At 67.3% G+C, this 22,597-nt stretch carries 27 protein-coding genes; 11 read left to right on the forward strand and 16 right to left on the reverse strand.

What is annotated here, in order from left to right:
- Positions 1-81 precede the first annotated feature (81 nt).
- Positions 82-1,062: an oxygenase MpaB family protein gene (locus RXV95_RS03660; RefSeq protein ID WP_338467663.1), complete on the reverse strand. Its 981-nt coding sequence runs from the start codon at positions 1,060-1,062 to the stop codon at positions 82-84.
- 133 nt (positions 1,063-1,195) lie between these two features.
- Between RXV95_RS03660 and RXV95_RS03665 the strand changes: the two genes are divergently transcribed.
- The gene (locus tag RXV95_RS03665; RefSeq protein WP_338467664.1) at positions 1,196-2,422 is read left to right on the forward strand and encodes an acyl-CoA dehydrogenase family protein; all 1,227 of its coding nucleotides are present in this window, start codon (positions 1,196-1,198) and stop codon (positions 2,420-2,422) included.
- A gap of 107 nt (positions 2,423-2,529) precedes the next feature.
- Positions 2,530-3,615 (forward strand): EamA family transporter, encoded by a 1,086-nt coding sequence (locus tag RXV95_RS03670; protein WP_338467665.1) that lies wholly within the window; start codon positions 2,530-2,532, stop codon positions 3,613-3,615.
- Between the two features lie 35 nt (positions 3,616-3,650).
- Here the strand turns inward: RXV95_RS03670 and RXV95_RS03675 are convergent, their stop codons facing one another.
- The 13 genes from RXV95_RS03675 to flgB form a co-directional block, all read right to left on the reverse strand.
- The gene (locus RXV95_RS03675; protein ID WP_338467666.1) at positions 3,651-4,496 is read right to left on the reverse strand and encodes a flagellar motor protein MotB; all 846 of its coding nucleotides are present in this window, start codon (positions 4,494-4,496) and stop codon (positions 3,651-3,653) included.
- Positions 4,497-4,511: 15 nt separating this feature from the next.
- The gene (motA, locus tag RXV95_RS03680) at positions 4,512-5,375 is read right to left on the reverse strand and encodes a flagellar motor stator protein MotA (RefSeq protein WP_338467667.1); all 864 of its coding nucleotides are present in this window, start codon (positions 5,373-5,375) and stop codon (positions 4,512-4,514) included.
- A gap of 43 nt (positions 5,376-5,418) precedes the next feature.
- The gene (gene flgL / locus RXV95_RS03685; RefSeq protein ID WP_338467668.1) at positions 5,419-6,327 is read right to left on the reverse strand and encodes a flagellar hook-associated protein FlgL; all 909 of its coding nucleotides are present in this window, start codon (positions 6,325-6,327) and stop codon (positions 5,419-5,421) included.
- A 25-nt stretch (positions 6,328-6,352) separates the two neighbouring features.
- Positions 6,353-7,693, reverse strand: coding sequence for a flagellar hook-associated protein FlgK (flgK, locus tag RXV95_RS03690; RefSeq protein WP_338467669.1), 1,341 nt, complete (start codon positions 7,691-7,693; stop codon positions 6,353-6,355).
- A 3-nt stretch (positions 7,694-7,696) separates the two neighbouring features.
- Complete coding sequence (locus RXV95_RS03695) at positions 7,697-8,002, reverse strand: rod-binding protein (protein ID WP_338467670.1); 306 nt, start codon at positions 8,000-8,002, stop codon at positions 7,697-7,699.
- Positions 7,999-9,087, reverse strand: coding sequence for a flagellar basal body P-ring protein FlgI (locus RXV95_RS03700; protein ID WP_338468627.1), 1,089 nt, complete (start codon positions 9,085-9,087; stop codon positions 7,999-8,001). The genes RXV95_RS03695 and RXV95_RS03700 overlap by 4 nt, the downstream gene beginning before the upstream one ends.
- A gap of 72 nt (positions 9,088-9,159) precedes the next feature.
- Entirely contained in the window at positions 9,160-9,849 is a 690-nt protein-coding gene (locus RXV95_RS03705; protein ID WP_338467671.1) for a flagellar basal body L-ring protein FlgH, read from the reverse strand.
- 8 nt (positions 9,850-9,857) lie between these two features.
- Positions 9,858-10,646, reverse strand: coding sequence for a flagellar basal-body rod protein FlgG (flgG, locus tag RXV95_RS03710; RefSeq protein WP_338467672.1), 789 nt, complete (start codon positions 10,644-10,646; stop codon positions 9,858-9,860).
- Positions 10,647-10,660: 14 nt separating this feature from the next.
- Entirely contained in the window at positions 10,661-11,401 is a 741-nt protein-coding gene (flgF, locus tag RXV95_RS03715; RefSeq protein WP_338467673.1) for a flagellar basal body rod protein FlgF, read from the reverse strand.
- Between the two features lie 15 nt (positions 11,402-11,416).
- Positions 11,417-12,232, reverse strand: coding sequence for a flagellar hook basal-body protein (locus RXV95_RS03720; protein ID WP_338467674.1), 816 nt, complete (start codon positions 12,230-12,232; stop codon positions 11,417-11,419).
- Between the two features lie 21 nt (positions 12,233-12,253).
- A complete protein-coding gene (locus RXV95_RS03725) occupies positions 12,254-12,571 on the reverse strand; it encodes a flagellar hook capping FlgD N-terminal domain-containing protein (protein WP_338467675.1) in 318 nt (105 codons plus the stop codon).
- A complete protein-coding gene (flgC, locus tag RXV95_RS03730; protein WP_338467676.1) occupies positions 12,571-12,978 on the reverse strand; it encodes a flagellar basal body rod protein FlgC in 408 nt (135 codons plus the stop codon). The genes RXV95_RS03725 and flgC overlap by 1 nt, the downstream gene beginning before the upstream one ends.
- Entirely contained in the window at positions 12,975-13,322 is a 348-nt protein-coding gene (gene flgB, locus RXV95_RS03735; protein WP_338467677.1) for a flagellar basal body rod protein FlgB, read from the reverse strand. The genes flgC and flgB overlap by 4 nt, the downstream gene beginning before the upstream one ends.
- A gap of 220 nt (positions 13,323-13,542) precedes the next feature.
- Between flgB and RXV95_RS03740 the strand changes: the two genes are divergently transcribed.
- The 9 genes from RXV95_RS03740 (at position 13,543) to RXV95_RS03780 (ending at position 20,601) form a co-directional block, all read left to right on the forward strand.
- Positions 13,543-14,220 (forward strand): MotA/TolQ/ExbB proton channel family protein, encoded by a 678-nt coding sequence (locus RXV95_RS03740; RefSeq protein WP_338467678.1) that lies wholly within the window; start codon positions 13,543-13,545, stop codon positions 14,218-14,220.
- On the forward strand, positions 14,217-14,648 hold the full coding sequence (locus tag RXV95_RS03745) for a hypothetical protein (RefSeq protein ID WP_338467679.1): 432 nt from the start codon (positions 14,217-14,219) through the stop codon (positions 14,646-14,648). The genes RXV95_RS03740 and RXV95_RS03745 overlap by 4 nt, the downstream gene beginning before the upstream one ends.
- Positions 14,645-15,136: a flagella basal body P-ring formation protein FlgA gene (locus RXV95_RS03750; protein WP_338467680.1), complete on the forward strand. Its 492-nt coding sequence runs from the start codon at positions 14,645-14,647 to the stop codon at positions 15,134-15,136. Before RXV95_RS03745 ends, RXV95_RS03750 begins: the two co-directional genes overlap by 4 nt.
- 83 nt (positions 15,137-15,219) lie before the next feature.
- Positions 15,220-15,513, forward strand: coding sequence for a flagellar biosynthesis anti-sigma factor FlgM (flgM, locus tag RXV95_RS03755; protein ID WP_338467681.1), 294 nt, complete (start codon positions 15,220-15,222; stop codon positions 15,511-15,513).
- Positions 15,513-15,863: a flagellar protein FlgN gene (locus RXV95_RS03760; protein WP_338467682.1), complete on the forward strand. Its 351-nt coding sequence runs from the start codon at positions 15,513-15,515 to the stop codon at positions 15,861-15,863. Before flgM ends, RXV95_RS03760 begins: the two co-directional genes overlap by 1 nt.
- A 161-nt stretch (positions 15,864-16,024) precedes the next feature.
- Positions 16,025-16,885: a lytic transglycosylase domain-containing protein gene (locus tag RXV95_RS03765; RefSeq protein WP_338467683.1), complete on the forward strand. Its 861-nt coding sequence runs from the start codon at positions 16,025-16,027 to the stop codon at positions 16,883-16,885.
- A gap of 6 nt (positions 16,886-16,891) precedes the next feature.
- Positions 16,892-18,985, forward strand: a complete 2,094-nt coding sequence (locus RXV95_RS03770; RefSeq protein WP_338467684.1) for a flagellar biosynthesis protein FlhA — start codon at positions 16,892-16,894, stop codon at positions 18,983-18,985.
- Positions 18,982-19,743, forward strand: a complete 762-nt coding sequence (locus tag RXV95_RS03775; protein WP_338467685.1) for a sigma-70 family RNA polymerase sigma factor — start codon at positions 18,982-18,984, stop codon at positions 19,741-19,743. Before RXV95_RS03770 ends, RXV95_RS03775 begins: the two co-directional genes overlap by 4 nt.
- Before the next feature lie 60 nt (positions 19,744-19,803).
- A complete protein-coding gene (locus RXV95_RS03780; protein WP_338467686.1) occupies positions 19,804-20,601 on the forward strand; it encodes an SDR family oxidoreductase in 798 nt (265 codons plus the stop codon).
- A gap of 249 nt (positions 20,602-20,850) precedes the next feature.
- On the opposite strand, the gene RXV95_RS03785 is transcribed toward RXV95_RS03780, so the two are convergent.
- The gene (locus RXV95_RS03785) at positions 20,851-21,579 is read right to left on the reverse strand and encodes a L,D-transpeptidase family protein (RefSeq protein ID WP_338467687.1); all 729 of its coding nucleotides are present in this window, start codon (positions 21,577-21,579) and stop codon (positions 20,851-20,853) included.
- A 110-nt stretch (positions 21,580-21,689) separates the two neighbouring features.
- A complete protein-coding gene (locus RXV95_RS03790; protein ID WP_338467688.1) occupies positions 21,690-22,484 on the reverse strand; it encodes a transglutaminase family protein in 795 nt (264 codons plus the stop codon).
- Between the last annotated feature and the right edge of the window lie 113 nt (positions 22,485-22,597).

Raw genomic sequence — 22,597 nt, forward strand, 5'->3', positions numbered from 1 at the left:
CTGACACCGCAGCCGCCCAGCGCGCTCGCAGGCATTCACGGTGCGAGCGTTACCGGTTCGCGCCCGCCGTGCGGGTTGGTATTACTCTGCGGCCAACAGTCCGTCGGTCTGCTGCAGCACGGCCTGCTGGCGCGCCGGGGGCAGCCATGCGAATTCTCCGGGCAGGCCAAGGCGCTCTGCCGCCTGCCACGCGGGAGAGGCGCGGTCCTTGTGCCGGTCCGCCGCCTTGCCCGCCGCCTTCAGCGCCATGCGGTCGAGCAACGTCAGGTTCCATTCCGGCCCCAGTTCCAGACGTTCGCGCACCACGGGAGGCAGGATGGAGACCGCGCCGCGTGCAAGCGCGCGATGCAGGAAGCGCGGCACGCTGGGCGCTGCCTTGCCCGATGCGATGATGTTCAGGAATTCCAGGTTGATGGGGTGCGGTTCGAACCGGGGAAGAAGGTCTTCCATCATCTCCATGAATTCGGCCTCCGAAGAGGCGGAGCGCGTAACCCCGTAAAGCTCGCCCACCACGCGGCCTTCGGCGAAGAACCGGCTCTGGTCAGCGGACGAAAGCGGGCGCACGAAAGTGTGATAGGCCTTTACGAAGCCATACCCGGCCGTCGCATGGACCCAGTCGAGCAGTTCGGGTTCAAGCGCGCGGTAGGGTGTGCCGTCGGGCGTTTCACCCGATACTTTCGCGTGCATGCGTGTGACGCCCGCGATCACCTTGCGCGCCATCGATGCCGGGCCATAGACGCCGACCATCGCCGCGATGCCGGTGCGGCGCGATCGACCGATCGGATCGACCGGATAGACCGAATGATCCCACACCCCGCTGCGGATGCGGGCATCGGCGAATTCCAGCAGGACCGCCGCCACACCGCCCACGCCCATCGCGATCTGGTTGCGGAACACGCGCCATTGCACCGAATCGGGTGCAAGCAGCGCCGGTTCGCCGGGCGGGTTGCGATAATCGACGGTCCATTCGCGCGCGGCCGCCTTCTTCGCGGCGGCGGCCAGGGTTGCATTCTCGTCCTGTGCCTGTCCGGCGGTGCGGGGTTCGGGATCGTGCAGGGCCATTACACCTTCCTATCGCTTGATAGGCTATGCTTATCATGGCTGATAGCCAGCGGCAAGAAGGGGTTGTCAACACACTTGCCGCTGCGCGACGAGCTTGTTATCAGAAATGATAATAATTGGCCGGGAGCATGGAATGGATCTGAACTGGAGCGCCGAAGACCTCGCCTTCGCGGAAGAGGCGCGCACCTTCTTCGAGGCCGAACTTACGCCGGAACTGCGCGCGGCGGGCGCGCTGATGACCAGCGTCTATGCCGATCACGATCTGGGCATGGAATGGCAGGCAAAGCTCCACGCAAGGGGATGGGCCGCGCCCGGCTGGCGCAAGGAGCACGGCGGCACCGACTGGACGCCCGCGCAGCACTACCTGTTCGAGCGCGAGCGTATTCGCGCGGGCGCGCCGCCGGTTTCGCCGATGGGCATCCACATGGTCGCCCACGTGCTTCAGGCTTTCGGCACCGACGAACAGAAGGATTTCTTCCTGCCGCGCATCCTGACCGGCGAAGTGTTCTTCTGCCAGGGCTATTCCGAGCCGCAGGCAGGTTCGGACCTTGCCAGCCTGCAGATGGGCGCGGTGGCCGACGGAGACGACTTCGTGCTCAACGGGTCGAAGATCTGGACCACGCACGCGCAGGAAGCCAACTGGATGTTCAGCCTTGTCCGCACCAGCAAGGGCGGGCGTCCGCAGCAGGGCATCACGTTCCTGCTTGTCGACATGACGACGCCGGGCGTGCTGGTTCGTCCGCTGGTCATGACATCGGGCGAAACGGTGCAGAACCAGGTGTTCTTCACCGATGTGCGCGTGCCGAAGACGAACGTGATCGGCGCGGTCGACGATGGCTGGACCGTGGCCAAGTACCTTCTCGAGTTCGAGCGCGGGCACAGTTATGCCCCCGGCCTTAAGGTGCGCGCGGAAACGCTGCGCGAAGAGGCGGCGAAGGCGCAGACGCCCGAGGGGGCCTTGCTGGACGATCCCTTGTTCGCCAGCCGGCTGGCCCGCGCGATGATCCGTATAGACGTGCTGGAAGTGCTTGAATTCAAGCTGGTGTCGGGCGCGCGCGACGATGGCTCTGTCGGCGCGCTTTCGTCGATGATGAAGATCATGGGCACCGAACTGGCGCAGGAATTGACCGAGCTTGCCTTTCGCGCGGCGGGCACGACCGGCACCGTTTACCAGCCGCACGCCACGCGGCCCGGCGCCGAAGTGCAGAACTATACGCCGCCGACCGACGGCGGCCAGATCGGAGAGGCGTGGGAAGCCGTCGCTCCGCTGCGCTATTTCAACGAGCGGGCCGGATCGATCTATGCCGGATCGAACGAAATCCAGCGCAACATCCTGGCCAAGCGCGTTCTGGGGCTTTGACCGGGTAATGCCGGACGCCCCTGGAAACGGGCAACTGCGCTAGCCAACGTCCGCGTCGCGGCGTATCGCGATGCCATGATGACCGGCACACTGATTGTCGAGCGGCCATGCGGGGCAGGCTGAAATCGGGCCTGTCATGGCCCGGTGCACCGATGGCGCTCGTCTCGGCGGCGCTGTTCGGGGCCAGCACGCCGCTTGCCAAGCTGCTGCTTGGCCAAGGCGTCGATGCATGGCTGCTTGCCGGGCTGCTCTATCTCGGGTCCGGCGTTGGACTGGGCGCGGCGTTGCTGTTCCGAAGCGCCCTGGGCGTTCCCGCCAGCGAGGCGCCCTTGCGCCGTTCGGACCTGCCGTGGCTTGCGCTTGTGGTGTTGAGCGGCGGCGTTGTCGGGCCGCTTCTGCTGATGGTCGGCCTGCTCACCACGCCAGCCTCGTCCGCGGCCCTGCTGCTCAATGTCGAGGGGCTGGCGACGATGGGCATCGCGTGGATCGTGTTCCATGAGAACGTGGACCGGCGCTTGCTGGCCGGCGCTGCCGCGATCCTTGCCGGGGCGATGCTGCTTTCATGGCGCGGCGGCGGAGCGGGGGTGGGACCGGGCGCACTGGCCATCGTCGGCGCGTGTATCGCATGGGGCATAGACAACAACCTGACCCGCAAGCTTTCGTCCGCGGACCCCACCCAGATCGCGGCGATCAAGGGACTGGTCGCGGGCGCGGTCAACCTCGCCCTGGCGCTCGCCAACGGAGCGTCCTTGCCCGCTGCCGGGGCATTGGGCGGAGCGGGACTTGTGGGCTTCATGGGCTATGGGGTCAGCCTTGTGCTGTTCGTCCTCGCGCTGCGCCATCTGGGAACGGCGCGGACGGGCGCCTATTTCTCGACCGCGCCGTTCATCGGCACCGCGCTTGCGTTGCTGCTGTTCCATGAGCCGGTGACAGCGCGGCTGGCGATCGCCGCGATCCTGATGGGTGTGGGCCTCTACCTGCATCTGGCCGAAAGCCATGACCACGAACACGCCCACGATGCGCTGGAACACGAACACCGCCACGTCCACGACAGCCACCACCAGCACGATCACGGGCCGGACGATCCCGCGGGTGAGCCGCACACGCACTGGCACCGCCACGCCCCGATGGTGCATCGCCATCCGCACTATCCCGACCTGCATCATCGGCACGGTCACGCAGCGGAGCGATGATCTTCGGCATCGCCGCGAAGGGTCGCCAGCGGCGCCTAGTCCAGCAGCGTGATCGAAATCCGGCGGTTGCGCGGGTCTGCGGGGTTGTCCTTTACCAGCAATTCGCGATCGGCCACGCCTTCTATGCGGCGGAAGCGGGCAGCGGGAATGCCGTCGCGCATCAGCGCCTGCCGGGTCGCTTCGGCGCGGCCCGCGGAAAGCGACCAGTTGTTTGCCCCCGCGCCCTGCTTCCACGGCACGGAATCGGTGTGGCCGCGGATCGTCAGCCCGGCGCTGTCGTCCGAAACGGACTGGGCAATCGCCATCAGCAGTTCGGTCGCGTCCGGGGTCAGCAGCGTGGTGCCAAGGCGGAACATGGAAAAATCGGCGTTATCGACAAGGTCGATCCGCAAGCCCTGGGTGGTATCGACCAGGCGGACCTGGCGCGTAAGCCGCCGCAGCGTGGCACTGGCCTTCAGCTTTTCGCTCAGCTTCGCCTCAAGGCTTTGCCGCCGCTTCATCGCCGATCCGCCTTCTTTCGGCCCGCCGGTCGCGTCGCGCGGGAAGGTGAGCGATTTTGTGCCGGTCTGGCCCGCTCGATTAGGATAATTATCCACATCGGTGATGGATGATCCGCCCAGCAGCCCGTTCGATCCCGCGCTTTCCTGTTTCAGCTTCACCAGCGTGGGCGTGAAGTAATCGGCCAGCCCCTTGCGCTGTTTCTCGTTTGTCGCGCCCAGCAGCCACAGCAGCAGGAAGAACGCCATCATCGCGGTCACGAAGTCGGCATAGGCAACCTTCCACGCGCCGCCGTGATGCCCGCCTTCCACCACCGTCACTTTCCTGACGATGATCGGTGCGGGCGGTTCCGTGCGGTCCTGCTCTTTCTTCCTCGCGGCCATTGCATCGCGCTCCCGTTACTTGCCGCGAAGCGCGTCGAGCAGTTCGTTGAGGCCGGGGCGGAACGCATGACCAAGCCCGGACCGCGCGCTTTCCACCACCAGCGGTTGCGGCCAGCCGTGCAGGCTGGCGATCACCACCTGCTTGACTGCATGAAAGATCATCTCGTCCTGTTCCACCACCTGCTTCAGCCGCCCGGCCATCGGGGCGACGATGCCATAGGCCAGCAGCACGCCCATGAAGGTGCCGACCAGCGCCGAACCGATCATGCCGCCCAGGATGCTGGGCGGCTTGTCGATCGATCCCATCGTCTTCACCACGCCCAGCACGGCGGCGACGATGCCCAGCGCGGGCAGCGCGTCGGCCAGGTTCTGCAGCGCGTGCTGGGGTTCGTGCATTTCGTGGAAGGTGGTTTTCATCGCGTTGTCCATCACCTCTTCCACCGCGTGAACCTCAAGCGTGCCCGATGAAACCACGATCAGCGTCAGCGTGTCGCAGACCAGCGCGGTCAGCGGCTTGTTGGCCAGAAGGCGGGGATATTCGGCGAAGACGGGGGAACCGGCAGGATCGGTGACATGGCTTTCCAGCGCCACCGGCCCGTCCGCCTTCAGGATCTTCATCAGCTTCGTGGTCAGCGCGATCGCGTCGACATGGTCCTGCTTCGAATGCTTCGGCCCCTTGAACACCTTGCCGAAGCCGCCGCCGATGGCCTTCAGTTCGTGCAGCGAATTGCCGGTGACAAGCGCCCCCACCGCCGCGCCGCCGATGATCAGCATCTCGTGCGGAATGGCCTCCATCACCGGGCCGAGCGCGCCGCCGGTAAAGGCGAAGCCGCCGAACACCATGACGATAAGGATGACGATGCCGATCGCGGCGTACATTATTCTGGTCCCCCGGTTGGTGTGCGCGCTTTGGCGCGCGCGGTCAGCCGATCGCGTTGAACAGCGAAAGGCCGGAAAGCCTCGTGAAGCTGGCCTGGCTGGCTTCGAGCACCAGCATCGTCTGCTGCAACCGCGCCACGGTGCCGGTGATGTCCGTATCGCCGATTTCGCTGCGTTCGCCGGCGCGCAGGTCGTCCACGGCGGCGCGGTGCTGGTTCGCCATGTCGATGAAGTTCAGGCGCGCGCCCACCACGGTCTGCGCGGTGGCCACGCTGTCCAGTGCGCGGCCCAGCGGGGAAAGCACTGCCCTGGCCGCCGCCTGCGGATCGGCCGCGCCGCCCTGCAAGGCATCGGCCAGCCCCTTTACCGTCGCCAGAAGGCCCGTCGCATCCGGGCCGAGCGCTTCCGGCCCGGTCAATCCGCGCGTCACCGCCTGCCCGCCGCCCAGCGTCAGTTCGCCACTGGTCGCGGTGCCGGCGTAAGCGGCGTTGCCATTGCCGTCGATCGTATAGGCATCGCCCGCCGCCTGTCCGCCGAACAGCGCGTTGCCCGTGCTGTCGCGGCTGTTGGCAAGCTGGACAAGCTGGTCGTGAAGCTGGTCTATCTGCGTTCCGATCGCGGCGCGCTGCGCATCGCCAAGCGTATCGTTGGCGGCCTGCGTCGCCAGTTCCTGCACGCGCGTGATCGTGTCGGCGAAGCCTTGCAGCGCGTCATCGGTCAGCGACAGGTCGGTTTGCGCCCTGTCGGCGGCGGCGCTGTCTATCGTGCCCAGCTTTTCCGCCCGCGAAAGCGCGCGCAGGCGCGATGCGGCTACCGGATCGTCTGACGAGCGGGCCAGCCTTTGCCCGCTTGAAAGCTGGCGCTGCATGTCATCCGCGTTTTTGCGCAGCGCGGCCATGTCTGTCACCGACCGGTCGTAAAACGCCCCGGTCGCGGTGTTGAAGCCGATCATGCCGGAAATCCTGTCATGGGGTGCCTCACTTGATGGACAGCATCGTGTCGAACAGCGTGGATGCCACCTGCATCACGCGGCCGTTGGCCTGGAAAGCCTGCTGGAAACGCACCAGGTTCGCCGCCTCGGCATCGAGATCGACGCCCGCCTGCGCGGAGAGCGCGGCCGTGGCGGTGCCCGCTATGGCCGAAAGCGCATCGCGCGTGGTGGTGCGCGCCGCGACGGTGGAGGATACGCCGAACAGGATCGCATCCATCCCGCCCGCCGGATCGGCGGCGGAAAGCGCGCTGCGCATCGCGGCAAGGTTGCCTGTGTCACGGCTTCCGGCGGGCGATCCCGCGGGCGCGGTGGCAATCGCGCCGCCATCGCCGGTGGCAAGCGCGATTGTTGCGGCGGTGGTGCCGGAAAGAAGCGGCTGCCCGGCGCTGCCGTCAAGCGCCGCGCCGTTCGCCTGAGCGGCGTTGACCGTGGTCGTGACCGATGCGGCCAGCCCGTCGAGATCGGTGCGAACCTGCGCGATCCTTGCCAGCGCCAGCCCTTGCCCGGCCAGCGACCCCGAAGACAGCGCGACCGCCGATCCACCCACGTCGAACGAAAGCGTGCCGTCCGCCGCCGTGGTGGAGGACAGCGTGGCCGCGTTGCCGCCGTTCACCAGAACCGGCCCGCCGGCATCGCCCAGCTGGACCTGCACCGTGCCGTCGGTGGGGGAAAAGGTGGTGGCGATCCCGGCAATGTCGCTCATCTGCTTGAGCAGCTGGTCCCGCTGGTCGAGCAGCGTGGCCCGGTCGCTGCCGGCATCGGCCGCGCGCGAAAGGCGCAGGTTCGTGCGCGCCAGTTCGGCGGCCAGCGTGTTGACGTTGGCCACCCCGTCCGCCGCTTCGAACTGCAAGCCGCTGCCCGCCGCGTCCAGTCCCTGCGAGGCGAGGTTGAAGGTGTCGGCCATGCTGCGCGTCGCCTCGATGGCGGCGGCGCGCAGCGACCCGTCCGTCGGGTCTTGCGCCAGCTGCGAAAGCGAGGCTTCGAATCCGGTGATGCTGTCGTAAAGGTTCGATTGCTCCAGCGCGGACTGCACGTCTTCAAGGCCGGAAAGCTCTGCATCGGCGCGCGAAAGGTCGCTGCCGGTGCGGCGCACTTCGGCCTGGCGGAAGGCATCGGCATTGCGGGTGATGCCCGCCACGCGCACGCCCGAAAGCGAGATGTCGCCGATTCGCCCGATGCTGCCCGAACCGGCCACTTCCTCAAGGCTGGCGGACCGCCGGACATAGCCTTCGGTCGATGCGTTGGCGATGTTCTGCGAAGTAACGTCAAGCGCGGCGCGTGCCGCCTTCGCGCCCGACGCGGCGATGGAAAGAAGGTCCGATGCCACGGGTCAGGCTCCCTTGTCCGGCGGCGCGCCGATATGTGCGCCAAGCTGGGCCTCTATCTGCGCGGCAAGGCCCAGCGCGCCGCGCTGCGCGGCGATGTCTGCAAAGCGTTCGTCCTGCATCTGGCGAAAGGTGTCCTGCGCCTGGCTGCCGAACAGGTCGTCTCCGAAACCGGCCTTGTTCGCGGCGGCCAGCATCTGGCGCACGAAGATCGCTTCGAAGGCGGTTGCCGCCTGCTTCAGCTTCGCGCGGTCGCCCAGCGCCGGATCGATGGCCGGGCCGCTGGCGGAAAGCGGTGCGAAGCCGGTCATATCACCACCATCTCGGCGCGCAGCGCGCCCGCCTCTTTCAGCGCTTCCAGTATCGCCACGAGGTCCGAGGGGGACACGCCCAGCTTGTTCAGCGCGTCGACCAGCGAGGCAAGGCTTGCGCCGGGCCTGAACAGCGCGACGTGATCGCCCCGTTCCTCTACCGAAAGCTGGCTGTCGGGCACCACAGTGGTCTGGCCCCGGCTGAACGGCGCGGGCTGCGAGACTTGCGGATTCTCGTCAATTTTCACCACCAGCTTGCCGTGGCTGATCGCGGCGGGCGAAAGCCGCACAGCGCTGTTGATGACAACGGTGCCGGTGCGGCTGTTGACGATGACTTTCGCGGCACTTTCGGCCGGAGAGACGTCGATCATCTCGATCGCGGCCATGCGCGTCGCGCGGGCATCGGCGGCGGGCGGCAGCACCAGCGAAAGAGTAACGCCGTCCACCACCGTCGCGGTGCCGGGAAAGGCGCGGTTGATCGCGTCGCGCACCCGCGCGGCGGTAAGGAAATCGGCGGTATAGAGGTTCCATTTGAGCGACGGCGCGGTGTCGAACCCGGTGGCGACCGCGCGTTCCACGCTGGCGCCGCCGTCGATCCGGCCCACGGTGGGGACGTTGACCGTCATCTGTGATCCGTCCTTGGCCGAAACGCCCAGCCCGCCGACCGCAAGATTGCCCTGCGCCATCGCATAGATCCGGCCGTCCGCGCCATAAAGCGGCGCCAGCACCAGCGCCCCGCCGCGCAGCGACTTGGCCTTGCCGATGGCGGAAACGGTCACGTCTATATGCTGGCCGGGCTTGGCGAAGGCGGGCAGGTCCGCGGTAATCATCACCGCCGCCGCGTTCTTCAGCCCCGGCGACACGCCCGGCGGCAATTGCACACCCAGCCGCCCGGAAACCCCGCGCATGGCCTGCGTCAGGTATTCCAGGTTGTCGTCGCCCGTGCCCGAAAGACCCACGACGATGCCGTATCCGGTCAACTGGTTGGTGCGCACGCCCTGATAGGTGCCAAGGTCGCGCACGCGTTCGGCACGGGCGGCGGGCGCGCAGACCAGCGCGGCAATCGCGAACAGGACAAGGCCCATCGCGATTTCCCGCCATGCATTGCGGCGGCGCTGGCGGATGCGGGGGAAGGTGCTATGCATCGCGCGGCTCCCTCAGAACGGGTTGATTATGGAAAAGAAGCGCGAAAGCCATCCGCGCCGGCTGGCGCGCTGGATCGATCCGTTGCCCGAATATTCGATGTGCGCGTCCGCCACCTGGGTGGAACGCATGCGGTTATCGGCATCGATATCGGCAAGCCGCACGATCCCCGAAAACTGCACCCATTCCTGGCCCTGGCTGAGCAACAAGCGTTTTTCCCCTTTGACGAGCGCGGTTCCGTTCGCGCGGACTGCGGCAATCGTCACCGCCAGCGCGCCGGCAAGCGTGCTGGTCTGCGTGGCGTTGCCCGATCCGTTGAACGACGATGTGCCCGAAGCTTTAAGGGCGTCGGGGTTCAGGAACGAAAGCAGCCCGGCGGTTGGCGGGGCGATCGAAAAGCCGCCGCTCTTGCCGGTCTTGCTGCCCGCGGACTTGCTGGTGGTGGTCTGTTCGACCAGCACGATGGTCAGCGGATCGCCCACGCGGCGCGCGCGGGTGCCTTCCACCAGCGCGGCATAGCCTGCGTCCGCGCGGAAGATCGATCCGTTGGCGGCGGGCGGCGGCGCGGGCGCGGGCAGGGTGGGGGCAAAGCCTTCGGGCGGATGCTTTTTCGCCAGCGCGGGCACGGCGCTGGCCAGCGCGCAAACCGCGCCGATCCACAAGCAGCCCTTCTGCATTGCGCGCGCCGCAGGTCGGATATCCATCGTCTCTCTCACAGCGTCTGGTTGGCGTTGCGCAGCATCTCGTCGACAGAGCTGATCATCTTGGAATTGATCTCGTAGGCGCGCTGGCATTCGATCATGTCGACCAGTTCCTCGACCACGTTGACGTTCGATCCTTCAAGGAAGCCCTGCTTGATCGATCCGCGCCCGTCCTGCCCGGCGATGCCGACTTGCGCGGCGCCGCTGGCCGCGGTTTCCTTCAGGAAGTTGTCGCCCGCCGCCTGCAATCCGCCGGGGTTGGCAAAGCGCGCCACGGTGATCTGCCCCAGCTGCGCCGGTTCCGACTGGCCGGGCACCGTGGCCGAAACCGTGCCGTCGGGCGCGATGGCGATCGCGCTGGCGTTTTCCGGGATGGTGATCGCGGGTTCCACGGGATAGCCCTGCGCGGTGACGAGCCGGCCTTCCGCAGAGCGCGTGAAATTGCCCGCGCGGGTATAGGCCAGTTCTCCGCCGGGCAGCGTGACCTGGAAATAGCCGTCTCCGTCCAGCGCAAGGTCAAGCGAATTGCCCGTGGTCTGCAACGATCCCTGCGTATCGATGCGCTGGGTGCCTTGCACCGCCACGCCCGTGCCCAGGTTCAGGCCGATGGCATAGGCGGTTTCGCCGCTCGATTGCTGGCCCGCCACGCGCGCGTCCTGATAGGCCAGCGTCTGGAACGATGCGCGGTCTTTCTTGAAACCGGTCGTCCCCACGTTGGCAAGGTTGTTGGCGATAACGCGCATCCGCGTGTCCTGGGCTTCAAGCCCGGTGCGGGCGACGTGAAGGGCGGAAGTGGGCATTTTCGGTTGCTCCCTCAGGCAAGTTTCATCAGGTCGGTGCCCGCCTCGTCCACGTCGCGGGCGGTGGCGATGCACTTGGTTCGCATTTCGAAAAGCCGCTGCGCCGCGATCATCCGGACAAGCACGTCGGTAGGCTTGACGTTCGATTGCTCAAGCGTGCCGGTCTCGATCCGCGCGGTCGGGTCGGCGGGAAGGACGCCGCCGCCCCGGACGCGGAACAGGCCGTCCAGCCCCTTGGCGATGCGACTGCCGGTGGTGCTGGCCAGCCTTATGCGCGCGACCGGCCGGGGTTGCGCGCCGGGTGTGTCCGGATCGGCGGCCAGCACCTGCCCGTCCGGTCCGATGCTTGTCGTCGATCCCACCGGCACGGTGATCGGCCCGGCGTCGCCGATGACCGGCAGCCCTTCGCCGTTGACCAGCAGCCCCGATGCGGTGACCGAAAGATCGCCGCGCCGGGTATAGGCTTCCGATCCGTCGGCGGCCTGGACCGCCATCATCGTGTCGCCTGTCATCGCGATGTCCAGCGGGTTGCCGGTCTGCACCAGCGAGCCTTGCGCCAGCGAAGCGCCATGCACGTCGCTTTCGGTCATCGCGCGGCTTTCCAGGCCGGGGCCTTTCAGCGTCATCGGCGTGGTCGCCAGCGTCTCCGCGCGGAAGCCGGTGGTCCGCGCGTTCGCCATGTTGCTGGCGATCACCCGCTGCTGCGTCATCGAACTGCGCATTCCCGACCAGGCGGTGTAGATCAGGCGATCCATCGTTCAGCCTCCGCGTCAGGTGCGCAGGTTGATGATCGTCTGGCCGATCTGCGTGGCGGTATCGATCGCCTTCGCGTTGGCCTGGAAATTGCGCTGCGCGGTGATCAGCCCCACCAGTTCCTCGGTGGTGTCGACGTTCGACCGCTCAAGCGCGCCCGACAGAAGCCCGCCGTACTGGTCGGCACCGGGCTGGCCATAGCTCGCCGTGCCCGAAAGGCCGGTCGCCTCCCAGTTGGAAGAGCCGACCTGCTTCAGGCCCGTGGGCGAAACGAAGTCCGCCAGCGAGACGACGCCGATCACGGTGTTGGTGCCATCGGCATATGTCGCGGTGACTTCGCCCTGCGTATCCACCGTCGCGCCCGCGAAGGCGGCACCGGCCGCGTTGGTCGCGGGAATGTGCGCGTCGGCCAGCGTGGCGGTGGACGTGACGGCGCCCGTCGCATCGACCGGAAAGACCTGCAGGCGGTTGCCCGACCCGTCGCTGATGAATCCGCCGCCATCGACGTTGAAAGATCCGTTCCGGGTGTAAAGCGTGTTGCCGGTCTGCTCAGACCGGGTGGTGAAGAACCCGTTGCCGGTAATCGCCATGTCCAGCGCGGAGCCGGTCTGCTCGATCGGGCCGAGCGTAAAGTTCTGCCGGATCGCTTCCACGGTCACGCCGATGCCCGTCGTCATCCTGGGATTGTCATACGAACTGCCGGTGATGACATCGGCGAACTGGGTGCCGCTTTTCTTGAAGCCGGTGGTCTCCGCATTCGCCAGGTTGTGCGATATGACGTCGAGCGAGGTCTGCGATGCCTTGAGGCCGGTGATCGAGGTGTAGAAGGACATCTGTGTCTCCTTGTGTGCGGTTCAGGCCGCGCTCTGTGCCGTTTGGCCGGTGGATTGATCGGGGGTCTGGTTCTGCGCGATCAGCACGTCGAGCTTGGCCGCGATCCGGTCCAGCGTGGCGCCGTTGTCTGTGGTGGCCGAAAGTGAGGAAAACTGCGCCATCTGGGCCAGCATCTCCTTGTTGTCGACGGGGTTGAACGGGTCCTGCATCTTCATCTGGGCGGTCATCAGCTTCAGGAAATCCGCGCTGCCCAGCGTGGAAAATCCGCTGGTCTGCTGGCTGGCGGAAGGCGCAGTCGCGGCGGTTTGCGCCGCGCTGCCGGTGGGGCTTACGGTCATCACTTCATCCTCATCGTTTCGAGCATCAGTTGCTTGGCGGTGGACAGCGCCTCGACCATGTTGCGGTACTGGCGGCTGGCATCCATCATCTCGATCATCTCGGCGTTTTCATCGACCGGGGCGGCCCACACGTCGCCGTTCGCATCGGCGACCGGATTGGCGGGATCGTGCTGGCGAACTGGCGCGTTATCGGTGCGGTAAACGCCCGTCACCCTGACCGAGGCGAGCCCGCTGGCGGTGTCCAGGTCTTCGGCGAAAACCGGGCGGATCGGGCGGTATGCCTGTGCCTCGCTGCCCGAAACCGTGCCGGCGTTGGCAAGGTTGGAAGACGCCGCATTCATGCGCACCAGCTGGGCCGACATGGCGCGTCCCGCGAGGCCGAAAAGGTCCATCCCCGCCATCGTCATTCGCCCTTCAGCGCGCGGGTGATCGTATCCACGCGCCCACGGATGAACGAAAGCGTGGCGGAATAGCCGACGGCGTTTTCGGCGAAGGCGGTCTGCTCGGTCGCCATTTCCACGGTGTTGCCGTCAAGGCCGGGCATCACCGGCACGCGATAGAGCGTGGCCGCCTGCGCCGCCCGGTCCACGTCCGCGCCGCCGGAGGCGGATTTCAGCGCGGCGGCAAAGTCCATGTCGCGCGCCTTGTATCCGGGTGTCGCGGCATTGGCGATGTTCGATGCCAGCAGTCCCATGCGCTGCGAGCGCAGTTCGAGCGCGGCGCCGTGAATGCCGAAAAGGCTGTCGCTCATCGTCTGGCTCCCTTCCCGTCCAGAGTGTCCGCTCCACGTCTTGCGAGCGTTCGTCCCGGTTTCAGCAAGCGCCGTGCCAGATCGCGGATTCGGGCGCTTCCGGCAGCATTGCGCCCCTGCTTCCGGCAAGCGCCTGCCGGATTGCGGCAAATGTCCGCCGCCCGCTGAAAAGGTCCGCGCGCCGCCGTTCTTCCCGATTGAAGGAGAAGAGGATTCCCCCATGACCGACGCGCTATTGTTCGATCCCGCGTCCGCCGCGATCGTCGTCGGCGGATCGGCGTTGGCCACGGTCCTGCGCGCGGGTTTCACCGATCTGGCGGCTACGGGACGAGCGCTCGCCTGCCTGCGGCACCGCCGGTTCAGCGCCACGCGCGCAAGGGCGGACCTTGCCGCGCAAGTGCGGGAAATCCGGCAGGACGGATTGCTGCGCGCGGACCCCGCGCATTCGGGGGACAGCGAACTGGACGAAGCGACCGATGCGCTGCTTGAACGCCGCTCCATCGCGGCGCTGCTGGACCGGCACGAAGCGCACAAGGCGCGCCGCCAGGCCTGCGCGCGCGCTGCCGTGGCGACCCTTGCGCAATCGGCGGAACTGGCGCCGGTGTTCGGCCTTGCCGGGACGCTGGTTTCGCTCAGCCGCTTGCCCGCCGGAGGGCTGGAACAGGGGGCATTCGCGGGCGCGATCTCCATGGCGGTGCTGACGACGCTTTATGGCCTGCTGCTTGCCAACCTGGTGCTTGCGCCGCTTGCGCGGATCGTGGACCGGCATGCCCAGGCCGAAGAAGCCGAACGCCAGACGGTGATAGACTGGCTGGCCTACCAGGTCGGCCCGATGTGCCGCGAAGGCGGCAAGGGCGATCCGCAGCGGCGGGACGACAGCCGGGACATTGCGGCATGATCGCCCGCGCCGGAAGCGGGTGGCAGACGGTGCTGGCCGATCTGGCGCTGATCCTGTTCATGGTCACGGGGTCTGCACTGGCGCGGGCACGACCCGGAGGGGACGGCGCCACCCTGCGCGGCGAGGCCGTTGCCGTGTGGCGCGAAGGGAAAGGCAGCCCGCCGTTCGGCCGATGGCTGGCGGACGCCGATCCGCGCACGCGGGCGACGCTGACGGTCCGCTATGGCGCGGACGGGCCGCGCGCCGCGCTGGAACGCGCCCGCGCGCTTGCGCAGGCAGCCGGTTCGCGCGCTTCGACCATGCGGATACTGGTGGAACCGGGCGACGGGCCGGGTGCGGAAGCGGTGCTGGCTTACGATGCGCAGCCGCTGGCACGCGGCTTGCAGCGCAGCGGCCAGATCCAATCCAACCGGGAGCAGAAACGATGAACCCGCATGTCCTGCCGCTTGCCGCGGCCGCGCTGCTGGCCGCCGGTCCGGCGCACGCCGCACCGGGCGGTTATGCCGATCTTTCCGCCATAGACGCGCAGGTCGCCACGTTTGCCGGTGGCGGGACGGTGCCGGTGGATCGCCGTTTGCGGCTGATGCCGTGCAAACGTCCGCTGGCGCTTTCGTGGCGGGGAACCCGGCGCGAAACGGTGGTTGTCCAATGCCCCGATCCCGGCGGCTGGCGTCTTTTCGTGCCCGTTGCGGAAGGAAATGCCGCCGGACGCAGGACACCGGCCGCCCCGGCGATACAACGCGGCGATGCGGTTACGGTGCGCGTCAGCGGCGCGGGTTTCACCGTCTCGCAGCCGGGCGAAGCGCTGGAATCGGGGGCGGTCGGCGCGTGGATTCGCGTGCGACCCGGCGTCCGCAAGCAACCGGTCCGCGCCCGCGTCGCGCGTCCGGGGCTGGTGGAGATCCCCGCGGACTGATCCGGCAATCCTTCGCCGCGCTGCCCTTAAATCCGGCAAGGGTCCGCCGTCCTTTGGCCTGTAACAGCTCAAGGAGCGGACCAATGCCTCCAATCGAAATCGGCCCCTTGCGCCCGGTCGGCGCGGTCCCGTCGCGCAACGGCCAGGAAGCCGCGCCCTTGCGCGCATCGGCCGCCAAGGCCGCGCCCGGATCGCCCGCGCGCGCACCGTCCACCGCGATGGAGGCGGGCGACGCGCTCGACCCCGGCCGCGCCCCGGTCGACAGCGACCGCGTGGCCGAAATCCGCAACGCGGTAGAGCAGGGCCGCTATCCCGTTATTCCCGCCCGCATCGCCGATGCGATGATCGCCGCGGGCATACTGTTGAGGACCAGATGATGAACCGTGCCGATACCCCGCAGGAGTCCGCTCCCCTGACCGATATGCTGCGGCAGATGCTTGCCGTCTTGCAGGCGGAACGGCAGGCGCTTGCCGGCCTGGACCTTGAAGCGATCGCCTGCGCGACGAATCAAAAACGCGCGCTTTGCACTTCGCTGGAAGGCGCTGCGCTGGTAGCGGTCGACGAGGAATGCCGCGGCATGGTCGACGCCGCGCGCCGCCTGAACGAGGCCAACCGCCAGGTGCGCAACCTGATTGCCGCGAATGTCGCCGCGCGGCTGGACGCGCTGACCGGCAATGCGCCGCTTTATCGCGCGCACCGCGCGCCGGGCGTGGCGCAATTGCGCTGACGCCGTCGTCGGTGACGCACGCCGGTTGACGCGCCGGACGAAAAGCCCCGCGTCTGTTCCAGCATCCGGCAAGAAGACCGAACTGGCACGCCCCTTGCTGAACTTCCCTGTGCGGCCATCCGGCCGTGGACCGATCCGGTTCCGAACAAGGGGAGTTCGCTTTGCCTACCGTTCCGCCAGGACAGATCGCCAGCCCGCCGGTCGCTGCCGGTTCGCCGCAGGTCCGCGCCTCTATCGCGCGGGCTTCGGCACGGACCGGCAACGATTTCGATTACATGCTGGCGCAGGCGCGCCTTGAATCGCACCTCGATCCATCGGCGCGCGCGCGCACTTCCAGCGCGACGGGCCTTTACCAGTTCACATCCGCCACATGGCTGAAAATGATAGACGCGCACGGCGCCCAGCACGGGCTGGGCTGGGCCGACGCGGCGATAGAAAACGGCGCGATCCGCGATCCGGCAACGCGCGCGCAGGTGATGGCGCTGCGGCTCGATCCCGATGCATCGGCGATGATGGCGGGCGAATTCGCCAACGACAACCGGGCCGGGCTGACCGCTGCGCTGGGCCGCGCACCCGATCATGCAGAGCTTTATCTGGCGCATTTCCTGGGGCTGGACGGCGCGAAGTCGTTCCTTTCCGCGATGGACGCCGATCCCGCGCAAAGTGCGGCGGCGCTGTTGCCCAGGGCCGCCGCAGCCAATCGCGCTGTGTTCTACGATCGCGCCGGTGCGCCGCGCTCGCTGGCCGGGGTGATGGATCTGTTGCGCGGCAAGCTGGCGGCGGCGGGCGGGGTTGCGGATGCTGCCCCGCCGGGCCGGGTCGCGGCTGACACTGCGCCGCCGGTCGCGGATGGCGGCCCGGTTTCGCGTGAATTCGATGCGCTGGCCGCCCGGATGCCGGAAGCACCGGCGCGACCGTCGATGGCCGAAACGGTGCGATCCGCGTTCGGCGGCGATGGCGGTGGCGCGCTGCCGGCCCACGTTTCCGCAGCCTATGCGCGGCTTGCGGCGCTGGGGCTCTGACGCGCGATGCTGGCTCGTTTCCCGGGTGCGGGCGCGATGGCGCTGCCCGCCGGCATCCTCACGCTGATCCTGCTGATGGTGGTGCCGCTGCCCGCTGTGATGCTGGACGTGTTCTTCGTGCTCAACATTGCGCTTTCGGTCGCGATCCTGATGGCGGCGATGAATGCGGAAAAGCCGCATGATTTCTCGTCCTTCCCCAGCGTGCTGCTGTTCGCGACCCTGCTGCGGCTTGCGCTCAACGTCGCCTCGACGCGCGTGGTGCTGGTCAACGGCCACAAAGGCGGCGCGGCCGCCGGGCACGTGATCGAAAGCTTCGGCGAATTCCTGATCGGCGGCAACTTCGCGGTCGGGCTGTTCGTCTTCGCGATCCTGATGATCATCAACCTTGTCGTGGTGACCAAGGGCGCGGGCCGCGTGTCCGAAGTTTCGGCACGCTTCACGCTCGATGCCCTTCCCGGCAAGCAGATGGCGATAGATGCCGATCTTGCCGCCGGACTGCTGAGCGCGGACGAAGCGAAGGCCCGCCGCCGCGAAGTGGCGACAGAGGCGGATTTCTATGGCTCAATGGATGGTGCCAGCAAGTTCGTGAAGGGCGATGCGGTTGCGGCGCTGCTGATCCTGGGCGTGAACATCGTTGCCGGGTTCGTACTGGGCATGGTCAGCCACGGCCTTTCCGCCGGGGACGCCGCGCAGAAATACATAACGCTTGCCGTGGGCGATGCACTGGTTGCGCAAGTGCCCTCGCTGCTGCTGTCCATCGCGGCGGCGGTGATCGTCACGCGCGTTGCCGACAGCCGCGACCTGGCCGGACAGATCGGCGGCCAGTTCGCCAATCCGGCCACGTGGCTGCCGGTGGCGGTGATCCTGGCCGCGATCGGAGTGATTCCCGCGATGCCGCAAACCGTGTTCCTGCCCGCCGCGGCAATGGCCGGAACGCTGTGGTGGCAACTGCGCAAGCGCGCGCGCCGGCCCGCGCCGGTGGAGCAGGCGGAACCGCCCGCCGATCCGGCAGCGATCCATCTTGAAGACGTTTCGGATCGCACGCTCGTGACTGTCGAGCTGGGCTATGGCCTTGTCCACCTTGTGGACGAAAAGCGCGGTTCGCCGCTGGTTGCGCGGATCACGGGCGTGCGCAAGCAGTTGAGCCAGGCCTTTGGCTTCGTGGTGCCGCAGTTCCGTGTGCGCGATGCGCTGGAACTGCCGCCCAACGACTATCGCATCGTCGTGGGCGGCGTTCCGGTGGGCGGGGCATCGGTGCGCGCGGACAAGATGCTGGCGATCGACGCCGGAGAGGCGCGAGAGAACCACGGCCTTCAGGGCGAAGAGACGGTCGATCCCAGCTTCGGCTGCCCCGCGCTGTGGATCGAACCGGCGGAGCGCGACCGCGCCATCGCCGAAGGGTTCCTGACCGTCGATGCCGGAACCGTCATCGCCACGCACCTGAACCACCTGCTGTCCGAACGTCCGCAAGACCTGATCGGGCCGGACGAAGTGCGCGCGATCCTGGATACCGTGAAAGAGCGCGCGCCCGGACTGGTCGAAACAATCCACCCGCAGCCGCTTTCGCTGGGCGCGCTGACCCGCTTGCTGCGCGCCTTGCTGGAAGACGCGATCCCGCTTTCGCATCCGATCCCGATCCTGTCCGCGCTGGCCGATGCGGTGCAGGTCACCACCGAGCACGACCGGCTGATCGACCTGGTTCGTGCAGACCTTGGCGGGCTGATCGTCGGGCGCATCTGCGGGCCGGACGATCGCTTGCCGGTGCTGACGCTGGATGCCGCGCTGGAAGGCGCGATCGTGCAGGGATTGCAGGATCCCACCAGCGGCGATCCGGTGATCGAACCCGGCCTTGCCCGCTCCATCGGCGAACGGGTGACGGCGATCGTTGCGGAGCGCGGTGCGGCCGCGCCGCCGGTTGCCCTGATCGTCCAGCCGCGCGCGCGACGGCCGCTGACTTCGCTTCTCCGCCTGCGCGCGCCGCAGTGCCTTGTCCTTTCCATTGCCGAACTGCCCGCCGCGCAGCCGGTGGAAGTGATCGAGGTCATCGGCGCGCAGCAGGCGGAACCCACCACCCAGGCTCAGGAGAGCATTGCCGCATGAAACACGATCATCGCAGCTTCACCCGTCCCGCTTCCCCGCTTGGCCCGCGCGGCATCGCGGGTGCCTATCGCGGCGATGTGGCAGACCGGGTCCGGCGCTTCCTGCCGATGGTCCGCCGCCTTGCCTGGCACGTCCACGGCTCGGGCCGCGCGGGCATCGAGCTTGAGGATCTGGTGCAGGCGGGGCTTGTGGCGCTTACCGAGGCCGCGCAGAAGCACGACGCGCCGACGGAAGACGGTTTTGCCGCCTATGCCAAGTTGCGCGTTCGCGGCGCGATGGTCGATATGTTGCGCCGCGCCAGCCCGCTTTCGCGCCCCGCTGCCGAACGCCGCCGGACGCTGCGCGAGGCGGAAAGCGCGCTGTCGGCAAAACTCGGCCGCGCGCCCGAGCCGCACGAACTGGCCGCCGCGATGGGGCTTTCCGAAGCGGACCTTGCGGCGATGCGCGCGGCGAGCGAGCCGGTGCGCCTCGAAACGATGGACCAGGCCTATACCGATCACGACATGGCCTATGCCGATGACCGGCCGGACAGCTTTGCCCTGCTTTCGGACAGCGAGACGCGCGGCGCGGTGGCGGGCGCCGTCGCCGGGCTTCCGGAACGGCTGCGACTGGTGATCTCGCTCTATTTCGTGGAGGAACTGAACCTTGCGGAAATCGCGCAGGTGCTGGACGTGTCGGTGCCGCGCGTCCACCAGTTGAAGGCGCAGGCGCTGGACAGGCTGCGTGCCGCGCTGGGCGACGGATACGATATCCTGTGAAGCGGCTTGCCTCTCTGGTTCGCGCGGTTTAATCGTTCGGTTAAATCAAGGGAGAGAGCAATGACCCAGTCCCCGTTCCGCGACGATCTTTTCGAAGGCAAGACCGCTTTCATCGCCGGCGGCACCAGCGGCATCAACCTTGGCATCGCCAGACGCTATGCCGAACTGGGCGCGAAAGTCGCGGTGCTGGGGCGCAATCCGGAAAAGGCGCAGGCCGCGGCGGAATCGATCGGCGATGCGGCCATCGCGCTGACCGCCGATGTGCGCGACTATGCGGCGATCCGTGCGGCAATGGAAGAAGCGCGCGACCGGCTGGGCGGGTTCGACATCGTGGTTTCTGGCGCGGCCGGCAATTTCCTTGCGCCCGTCCTGGGAATGAGCGCCAATGCCTTCAAGGCAGTGGTGGACATCGATCTGCTGGGCACGTTCAACGTGTTCCGTGGCTGCCATGATCTGCTGAACCTTCCCGGCGCATCGCTGATCGCGATTACCGCGGGGCAGGCGGAACAGGCGATGGCGATGCAGGCCCATGCCTGCGCGGCCAAGGCAGGGATCAACCAGCTGGTGCGCACGCTGGCGCTGGAATGGGGGCCGGACGTGCGGGTGAACGGCATTTCGCCCGGCCCCATCGGCGATACCGAAGGCATGGCCCGGCTGGCACCCGATCCAAAGACGCGCGACGCGCACTATGCCCGCATCGCGATGAAGCGCTGGGGCACGGTGTTCGAGATCGCGGAAGCGGCGGTCTATCTGTCCAGCGCAGCGGGCAACTATGTCACCGGCGCGATCCTGGACGTGGACGGCGGCAGTTCGATAGGCGACGCGTCGCGTCTGGATACGGGCAAGGGACTGGCGTAATTTTCCGCCGGCTGGGCAGGCCTGACGGCGCAATTTTGCCGCCAGTCATGCAGGCCTGATACCCGGACCAACCGCCGGTCTGGCGGAACCGCACCGGCCCACTCCCCCACCCGGCCACCCGATCAGGATAATGCCGTGGGTGGCCGGGTGGGGGAGTGGGCCGGTGCCGCAAGGCTTGGCCGGACGGCCATGCCGCCCGCCGGTCAAACGGCCCGAATCGGGCGTCAGGCCTGCCCAGCCGGCGGAAAACTACGCCCCTGTTTCGTCCTGCTGGACCAGGATCGGGTCGCCCACGCCGATGCGCTTGCCGTCGGTTACGATCACCTTGGTGCCGATCTTCGCTTCCTTGAACAGCCGTTTTGCAAAGGGGTTGGGCACGCCGATGCAGCCGTTGGTGGCATAGCCGGCTTCCACCTTGCTGCCGTGGATCGTGATGCCATCGTTGGTAAGGCGCAGCATCCACGGCATCGGCACGTCATAGATGTTCGATATGTGATCGGCGTCCTTCTGGGTGATCGGGAACACGCCGGTGGGGGTCGGCTTGTCGCCATAGCCTTTCAGGATCGCGGTCGCGCCGATCTCGTGCCCGTCGCGGAATACGGACATGGTGCGCGCCTGCAGGTCCACGGTGACGACCAGCGGGCCGGGCGTCGCGTCGCTTTCGTTCCAGTACCATTCGCCGAACTTGATCGGCCCCTTGATGTCCAGGATCGACTTTACGACGAAGGGATCGTCCTGTTTAGACGCGGGCTGCGTCTGTGGTGCGGTCGCCGCGGCGGCCAGCTTCGCGGGCGCACTGCCCGGTTTGGCGGGCGCCTTTACACCCGTCGCTGCTTCGGCCTTGCTGCCGAACAGGCCCTGCGCCGCGTCATGGCCGACATGGAATGCCAGCAGCGAGGCCGCGCTCATCGCCACGAAGCCCAGCGGCACGCGAACGAAGCGTTTGTTGAGGATTCCAAACGGGTTTCCGGCGGCCATGCGACTAACTCCTTCGCCGCCCAGAATAACGCATAAATCAGGGAAATCGAGGGGTTGGCCGCCTGCGTCCCGCGCCGGGACGGCGCTGTTAGCAAAAGTTAACGCATCGGTTAGCCGCGGCGCACCGTAATGTCCTTTCCGGTCATCGCCGCATAGCCATAGCTTGTCATGAACCCGGCATCGGCCGCGTCGCGCCCGACCGCGATCTTGGCGAATTCATGCGGATCGACCATGCCGGTGGGGTCCACGATCTGCCACGTGCCCCCGATACCCGAAGGATCGGCCAGGAATACTTCCGCCACCGCGTGGAAATCCTGCGGCGAAACGTCGGGGCCGTATCCGCTGACATAGCGGGCCGGAATGGCGGATGCGCGGGCGAATGCCACCAGCACGTGCGCATAGTCGCGGCACACCCCGCGCCGCGCCATGAAGCTGTCCGTGGCGGTGGTGTGCATGTCGCTGCTGCCCGGCACATAGTGGAAATGCTCCACGATCCAGTCGCGCATCGCCGCGATCCGCCCGCCACCGGAAAGATGCCCGAACTGCTCCTCCACGAAGGGCTGGAAGCCGGTGCCGTCGCAATAGCGCGAATCGAGCATGAAATCGACCGCTTCGCCCGGCAGCTTGTGCGGCTCCACCGCGCCGAGCGAGGCGATATCCTCAACCTTGCGGCCGATCGTCAGCTTCGCGGCATAATCGACGCGGAACTCTCCATCGTGGCGCAGCCAGATGCGGTCGCCGATATGTTCCTGCGCGGGCACGCGCGCGAAATGTTCGCCCGGCGTGCACTCGATCCGGGCGGAGATCAGCCGCTGTTCGGGAAGGATCGCGGCTTCGATCTGCAGCATGAAATCGGTCGGCTGGTCGAAATGATAGACAAGGCTTGTCTCGATCGAGAGCGTCATGACGGTCGACGTGTCCTGCGGTTTTGCGTGTGAAGGGATAGGGCGCGGCCCTTTCCGCCCCAACCGGTGAACGCATGGCGCGTTCCCGCTCAGCGAGGCGAAAGATTCGCGCT

This window comes from Novosphingobium sp. ZN18A2 (assembly GCF_036784765.1).
Lineage (GTDB): Bacteria > Pseudomonadota > Alphaproteobacteria > Sphingomonadales > Sphingomonadaceae > Novosphingobium.

Bases quoted from the DNA above. Each gene is read 5' to 3' on its own strand.
- flgC (WP_338467676.1), bottom strand. From the start codon at position 12,978: ATGACGATGGCGGGGATGGACCTTTTCGGCCTCGCGGGACGCGCCATG.
- RXV95_RS03665 (WP_338467664.1), top strand. From the start codon at position 1,196: ATGGATCTGAACTGGAGCGCCGAAGACCTCGCCTTCGCGGAAGAGGCG.
- RXV95_RS03775 (WP_338467685.1), top strand. From the start codon at position 18,982: ATGAAACACGATCATCGCAGCTTCACCCGTCCCGCTTCCCCGCTTGGC.
- flgF (WP_338467673.1), bottom strand. From the start codon at position 11,401: ATGGATCGCCTGATCTACACCGCCTGGTCGGGAATGCGCAGTTCGATG.
- RXV95_RS03750 (WP_338467680.1), top strand. From the start codon at position 14,645: ATGAACCCGCATGTCCTGCCGCTTGCCGCGGCCGCGCTGCTGGCCGCC.
- RXV95_RS03725 (WP_338467675.1), bottom strand. From the start codon at position 12,571: ATGACCGTAAGCCCCACCGGCAGCGCGGCGCAAACCGCCGCGACTGCG.
- RXV95_RS03705 (WP_338467671.1), bottom strand. From the start codon at position 9,849: ATGGATATCCGACCTGCGGCGCGCGCAATGCAGAAGGGCTGCTTGTGG.
- motA (WP_338467667.1), bottom strand. From the start codon at position 5,375: ATGTACGCCGCGATCGGCATCGTCATCCTTATCGTCATGGTGTTCGGC.
- flgG (WP_338467672.1), bottom strand. From the start codon at position 10,646: ATGCCCACTTCCGCCCTTCACGTCGCCCGCACCGGGCTTGAAGCCCAG.
- RXV95_RS03740 (WP_338467678.1), top strand. From the start codon at position 13,543: ATGACCGACGCGCTATTGTTCGATCCCGCGTCCGCCGCGATCGTCGTC.
- RXV95_RS03675 (WP_338467666.1), bottom strand. From the start codon at position 4,496: ATGGCCGCGAGGAAGAAAGAGCAGGACCGCACGGAACCGCCCGCACCG.
- RXV95_RS03660 (WP_338467663.1), bottom strand. From the start codon at position 1,062: ATGGCCCTGCACGATCCCGAACCCCGCACCGCCGGACAGGCACAGGAC.
- RXV95_RS03745 (WP_338467679.1), top strand. From the start codon at position 14,217: ATGATCGCCCGCGCCGGAAGCGGGTGGCAGACGGTGCTGGCCGATCTG.
- RXV95_RS03780 (WP_338467686.1), top strand. From the start codon at position 19,804: ATGACCCAGTCCCCGTTCCGCGACGATCTTTTCGAAGGCAAGACCGCT.
- flgB (WP_338467677.1), bottom strand. From the start codon at position 13,322: ATGAGCGACAGCCTTTTCGGCATTCACGGCGCCGCGCTCGAACTGCGC.
- RXV95_RS03760 (WP_338467682.1), top strand. From the start codon at position 15,513: ATGAACCGTGCCGATACCCCGCAGGAGTCCGCTCCCCTGACCGATATG.
- RXV95_RS03670 (WP_338467665.1), top strand. From the start codon at position 2,530: ATGCGGGGCAGGCTGAAATCGGGCCTGTCATGGCCCGGTGCACCGATG.
- flgM (WP_338467681.1), top strand. From the start codon at position 15,220: ATGCCTCCAATCGAAATCGGCCCCTTGCGCCCGGTCGGCGCGGTCCCG.
- RXV95_RS03700 (WP_338468627.1), bottom strand. From the start codon at position 9,087: ATGGGCCTTGTCCTGTTCGCGATTGCCGCGCTGGTCTGCGCGCCCGCC.
- RXV95_RS03790 (WP_338467688.1), bottom strand. From the start codon at position 22,484: ATGACGCTCTCGATCGAGACAAGCCTTGTCTATCATTTCGACCAGCCG.
- flgL (WP_338467668.1), bottom strand. From the start codon at position 6,327: ATGATCGGCTTCAACACCGCGACCGGGGCGTTTTACGACCGGTCGGTG.
- RXV95_RS03695 (WP_338467670.1), bottom strand. From the start codon at position 8,002: ATGACCGGCTTCGCACCGCTTTCCGCCAGCGGCCCGGCCATCGATCCG.
- RXV95_RS03720 (WP_338467674.1), bottom strand. From the start codon at position 12,232: ATGTCCTTCTACACCTCGATCACCGGCCTCAAGGCATCGCAGACCTCG.
- RXV95_RS03785 (WP_338467687.1), bottom strand. From the start codon at position 21,579: ATGGCCGCCGGAAACCCGTTTGGAATCCTCAACAAACGCTTCGTTCGC.
- RXV95_RS03770 (WP_338467684.1), top strand. From the start codon at position 16,892: ATGCTGGCTCGTTTCCCGGGTGCGGGCGCGATGGCGCTGCCCGCCGGC.